6 protein-coding genes are annotated in these 3,404 nt (G+C 58.8%); 1 reads left to right on the top strand and 5 read right to left on the bottom strand.

What is annotated here, in order from left to right:
• Window positions 1-182: 182 nt before the first annotated feature.
• The 5 genes from AWB76_RS38420 to AWB76_RS38405 all read right to left on the bottom strand — a co-directional run bounded on the left by AWB76_RS38420 (window position 183) and on the right by AWB76_RS38405 (window position 2,503).
• Entirely contained in the window at window positions 183-497 is a 315-nt protein-coding gene (locus tag AWB76_RS38420) for a type II toxin-antitoxin system RelE/ParE family toxin (RefSeq protein WP_061165296.1), read from the bottom strand.
• Window positions 494-763 carry a type II toxin-antitoxin system ParD family antitoxin gene (locus tag AWB76_RS40015; RefSeq protein WP_074171510.1) on the bottom strand — a complete coding sequence of 90 codons (270 nt, stop codon included), beginning with the start codon at window positions 761-763 and terminating at the stop codon, window positions 494-496. Before AWB76_RS40015 ends, AWB76_RS38420 begins: the two co-directional genes overlap by 4 nt.
• 172 nt (window positions 764-935) lie before the next feature.
• Window positions 936-1,421 (bottom strand): ProQ/FinO family protein, encoded by a 486-nt coding sequence (locus tag AWB76_RS43225; protein WP_061165295.1) that lies wholly within the window; start codon window positions 1,419-1,421, stop codon window positions 936-938.
• Between the two features lie 165 nt (window positions 1,422-1,586).
• On the bottom strand, window positions 1,587-2,066 hold the full coding sequence (locus AWB76_RS38410; protein ID WP_244173708.1) for an RES family NAD+ phosphorylase: 480 nt from the start codon (window positions 2,064-2,066) through the stop codon (window positions 1,587-1,589).
• Entirely contained in the window at window positions 2,063-2,503 is a 441-nt protein-coding gene (locus tag AWB76_RS38405) for an Xre family toxin-antitoxin system antitoxin (RefSeq protein WP_074171509.1), read from the bottom strand. The genes AWB76_RS38410 and AWB76_RS38405 overlap by 4 nt, the downstream gene beginning before the upstream one ends.
• A gap of 162 nt (window positions 2,504-2,665) precedes the next feature.
• On the opposite strand from AWB76_RS38405, the gene AWB76_RS38400 reads away from it, so the two are divergent.
• Window positions 2,666-2,941: a CsbD family protein gene (locus tag AWB76_RS38400; RefSeq protein WP_157696338.1), complete on the top strand. Its 276-nt coding sequence runs from the start codon at window positions 2,666-2,668 to the stop codon at window positions 2,939-2,941.
• The last annotated feature ends 463 nt before the right edge of the window (window positions 2,942-3,404 follow it).

Raw genomic sequence — 3,404 nt, 5'->3', positions numbered from 1 at the left:
GCCATCAGCGTGCGCTTCAGGAGCAAACCGGACATTTCTAATGAGCCCAAACCGGACATTACTAAAAAGCCCTGACAGCCGAAAATGCGATAATAAAGCTTATGTAAAATCACGACCGTTTTCGCTTACCGAGATACGTGAGTTCACGGACTTTTGAAGGATGACGGGCATGAGAGCGTGCTTTACTGGTCTTCATCAAGGGTAAGCGCCGCCTCGTAATCTTGGCCTCCGTAGAAGATACCAACGATTGAAACAACCTCTTTCTCCATCGTATAGGCGATGATGGTCCGTTTGCGGAAATGAGTGACTCGAAGTCCGGGCAGCAAATCGTCACGTGCGACACCGCGCGCTGGGAATGTCTGGAGCTTCATGCAGAAATCGACGATCGAATTAACGTATCGTTCGGCCGTCATCGGAGCGCCCGCGTTTGCGATGCGCTTTTCAATGCTCTGCAGCTGATCGAGCGCTTCGGGCGCAAACTGAACGCGCCAATTCATTCGTGGCGCGTGCGAGATTTTTTCAGTTCGGCACGTACCTGGTCTGCTGATAGTGCACGGCTTGGATCGTCCCGAAGTGCTTGCGCTGCAGGAACGACTTCGTTTCGTAACCATGCTTCAACGGCACGGTCACGCTCGCGGAGCACGCGAAGCGCGTCTCGCAGCACCTCGCTGTCAGACGCGTAGTCGCCGCTTGCGACCTTTGTGCGGACGAATTCGGCCATCTCGTTGGGTAAAGTGATGCTCATCTGCTGCGTTGTTCTCATGGCAGCCTCCGGTCAGTAGGATTTAATCCTACTCGTTTCCGCCCTCGCCTGCAACGATCCCTGCCCAGCAGAAAGCTGCTCGCCCACCCTCCTACGGCTCTGCCAGAAAAGGGGCAATACTATTTATGTCAAGTCTAAGCCGCGATGGCGATGTGTGTCCCGCTCGACAGGGTCAAGCGCGACGCTTGTTTGCAATCTGCTCCCGCCTGCGTGCGATCCGAGTCTGCTCCTGACTTGCCCCGTACTCTGCTTCGGCAGCGGTGACTGCGCCAGCGACTGCGCCAGCAAGGTCCACGCGCACAGCGCCTTCGACGAGACACGTCCAATAGCGTTGGCCACGACACCAGAGCTTCACGCCGTTTCGAGCGTGTCGTTCGCTGAGTCCAAGCGACGCCGCTCTCGCAAGCACGTCCTTAAGAATCCCCACCTTGAGCGGGACCTTTGGTGTCGGACTGCGTGGAAACGCCCGCGGGAAATGTCGTTGCAGCGTAGTGACCGCGCGCGCGGCTGCGTCGGCAGACTTGCGCCGAGGCTTCGGTGGCCGCTTGATTTCCCATGCGACGTCCACTGGCTGTGACGTCGAGCGTGGAGCCACCTCTTTGCCCTTCGCGCCCTGATTCAGCTGCGCCTTAAGCGCAACGAGCTGTTCGAATCCCATGGTGCATGCCTGAAATCAGGCACCAGATTTTCCCAGTCGCCTTCAAACATCGTGGTTCAGCGCCCGCAGCGGTCTTCCCAGGCGGCGGTGCCCAGCGCGGTCGCAACTCTAGCTCAATCCCGTTTGCGAAAACCAAAATGCCGGTTGCGCGGCGACGACACGTTGTCATGCGTCGTTTCGAGCGGTGCGCCGCAACAACCGTGGGTCAGTTTCCCACTCATCGCGCACCCCAATTGCGATCTGCGAGAAGTTTGGGTGACTTGGGTTGAGCAGATAGTTAGTTTCGGCGGGGACGACCGCACTCGGCACCGCAAGCACCGCGCTCGTTCGCTTCTGCGCCCACATAGCACCAATCTGTTGAAGCTCGGTCCGTGCACTGAGCTCTCTCCAGTCGGGCGGCAAAATCGCAGCATCGACCCGCTCGATCAGGGTCTCAGGAATTCGCGCCGGGATCATCACATACCGCGCCCGCAGCGGTGAGTCCTGCACGAGCATCTCAAGGAGCGCAAGCGATTGTGTCTGTGCTGTATATACGAGCGCGACCCCTTTCGGGTTCCACCGCCCACCATAGAGGCGCGCACCTTCGCCCGAAAAGGCGCTATCAGCATACCGCTCTGTCACTACCCGCCATGCCATCAAGGTCATGCAAAAACACCATGCTCGATGCGCCCGAGCGTATCCATCACGCTATCGGCACCAATGTCCGTATCGAGAAGACTGAGCGGAGTAGCATCGCCTAGTGCCGCTGCCGGCACCTTGAGCCACCCGATCGCCAGGTCGAGATCTTCGAATACTTCCGCCGCGCGCGCCGCGACACGCGCCAGTCGCAGCAACTTGGCCGACTCCTCGCGGCTGAAAACGCCTTCGCGCTTGCGCCGCGCCAAGGTCCGCTCGGGAATATCGAGCGCCTGCGCCAGTTCTGACTGCGAAATCGCGATGGATTTAAGCATTGAGTCGAGCGCCTGGGAGGAGATGCCGTGACGGACGATATCCACCCATTCGAGGCCCGACCGAGGTGCGCGGCGCAAAACCGAGCGTCCGCCCAACAACGAATCCGCCGAAATTTTCTCTATCATGGTCATAGCACCTCCTGCCATTTGGCATCTATGTTACACCAAATTGGCAGCGGCGGGCGCTGGTGCGCTTCGCCGCCCAGAACGAGTTGACCGAAGTCGCGCGCGATTCGTAGGTGTGGCGGTTGCGTGACAGACCTTGCTGAGCTAACAACTTTTGGGAGACTGGAAATGGACACTACCGAGGCGAAAGGAATGTTGAAAGAGGCGACAGGCAAGGTACAGGAGGCCACTGGCAGCGGTGCAGGCGACGCGATGAGACAAATCAAAGGTGGGGTCGGGCAAGTAGCCGGGACCACCCAAGAGTTCGCGGGCCGCACGGTCGATATGGTCCGAGATCAGACCGGCGAAAATCCGCTGGCCGTGCTGGGCATCGTTGCGGTCTCGAGCTTTTTGCTAGGTTTGCTGATCGGCAGTGCAGGCGCGACGAAAAATTTAATTCGGTGAGGACTCGCGCTCACCCATTGATTGAGTCAGAGGGGTCGCGCGGCGCTCGCCGCGCGCCTCAATACAGTGCGCATGCTCCCTGATTGAACTATCCACACGCAGCCGAATGGCCTACGCACCACGCAGTTTGGGCCATCAACCGATCGTGACCGGCTGCTTCAACTTCGAGCGCGGAGGTTCGTCTGCGGTAGCCGAACTCCGAAAAAGATGCGTTTTTGCTCATCAACCGTCGCCGGCATATCCCACCCATATGAGCCGCAGCCGCAAAGGCCGCGAGCGCATTGGACGGGCCGTCGTCTCACCGACTAGCTGTTGCTAGGGGAAAATTTAGAACGTCCCCCTCTTTTCCAACTTGCTTAAGGACGCTCTGCAGAACACGGTTTCAAATGCAGACATGTAGGCGTTGGGGCAATTCTTAATCCGGCTCAGTCCGTCAACGACAGCGGCGATCGGCCCACGCTTT

Origin of the sequence: Caballeronia temeraria, from assembly GCF_001544795.2 — a bacterium.
GTDB lineage: Bacteria > Pseudomonadota > Gammaproteobacteria > Burkholderiales > Burkholderiaceae > Caballeronia > Caballeronia temeraria.
This window is presented reverse-complemented; position numbering and strand designations above follow the sequence as displayed.